Below are 1,475 nucleotides of genomic sequence, written 5' to 3' on the forward strand. Positions count from 1 at the left end.
GCCGCCTAATGGGAGCTACGGAGTCGGGGAATGCTCGATTCCGTAGCCGCCAGCAGGTGAGCACTTATGCCGCCGGAAGCACTCGACTTCTGTGGTCAGACCGTGCCCCCGCTGGTGGTTGGGAGGCCAGACCGCTGATGGGGTGGCGTGCCCGCCCCCGGGGCGTGAGCACTGGATCCATTAGGCCGCGTGCCGCGCCTTCCGCAGGCTACGACGCCGTACGAGGAACGCACTTGGGGAGGGTTTGTTGCTGCTCATCGGTGATGACTGGGCCGAGGACCACCATGATGTCGAGGTCCAGGACGAGACCGGCCGCAAGCTGGCCGCCGCGAACCTGCCCGAGGGCGTGGCGGGCATCGCCCGGCTGCACGAGCTCGTAGCCCGCCACGGCGGCGAGAGCCTGGATCCGGGCGAGGTCGTCGTCGGCATCGAGACCGACCGCGGTTCGTGGGTACAGGCCCTGATCGCCTCGGGCTACCAGGTGTACGCGATCAACCCCCGGCAGGTGGCCCGGTTCAAGGAACGGTATGCCTCCTCCGGCGCCAAGAGCGACAAGGGCGACGCGCACGCACTGGCCGACATGGTCCGTATCGACCGGGCCCAGCTACGGCCGGTGGCCGGCGACAGCGAGGCGGCCCAGGCCGTCAAGGTCGTCGCCCGCGCCCACCAGAGCCTGATCTGGGAACGCACCCGCACCTTCCAACGGCTGCGTTCCACGCTGCGGGAGTACTTCCCCGCCGCCCTGACCGCATACGCGGACCTGACCCTGACCAGCACGGACGCGATGGAACTGCTGGTCAAGGCGCCCACTCCCGCAGCCGGGGCGAAGCTGACCCGCACCCAGATCACCGCCGTCCTGACCCGCCACCGCCGTCACAACCGGGATGCGAAAGCGGCCACCATCCAGGCCGCGCTGCGCGAGCGGCAGCTTGGCCTGCCCGAGCCGGTCACCGCCGCTTACGCGGCCGCGGCCACCGCCCACGCCCGTCTGATCATCGCGCTGAACGAGCAGATCGCCGTCATGGAAGAGCAGGTGAAGGCGCATTTTCTGGAGCACCCGGACGCTGAGATCTACCTCTCGATGCCCGGCATCGGTGAGATCACCGGCGCCCGGGTGCTCGCCGAGTTCGGAGACGACCCCGACCGGTACGCCTCCGCGAAGGCCCGCAAGAACTACGCCGGCACCAGCCCCATCACCCGGGCCTCCGGCAAGAGCCACACCGTCCAGGCCCGCTACGTCCGCAACAACCGGCTCGCCGACGCCCTCCAGACCCAGGCGTTCTCCGCCCTGCGCGCCTCACCCGGCGCCCGCCACTACTACGACAAACAACGAGCCCGCGAGGCCGGATACAACCCCGCCCTCCGCCAGCTCGGCAACCGCCTCGTCGGCATCCTCCACGGCTGCCTCAAAACCCGCACCACCTACGACGAAGCAACCGCCTGGTCACACCACGCCCACCCCCATGCCGCTTGAC

1 protein-coding gene is annotated in these 1,475 nt (G+C 69.7%); it reads left to right on the forward strand.

Going from position 1 to position 1,475, the window contains the following annotated elements:
* Positions 1 to 247: 247 nt before the first annotated feature.
* Positions 248 to 1,474, forward strand: coding sequence for an IS110 family transposase (locus ABZV38_RS40430; protein ID WP_356333962.1), 1,227 nt, complete (start codon positions 248 to 250; stop codon positions 1,472 to 1,474).
* Position 1,475: the final 1 nt, after the last annotated feature.

This window comes from Streptomyces sp. NPDC005181, from assembly GCF_040608395.1.
In the GTDB taxonomy this organism is placed as follows: domain Bacteria; phylum Actinomycetota; class Actinomycetes; order Streptomycetales; family Streptomycetaceae; genus Streptomyces.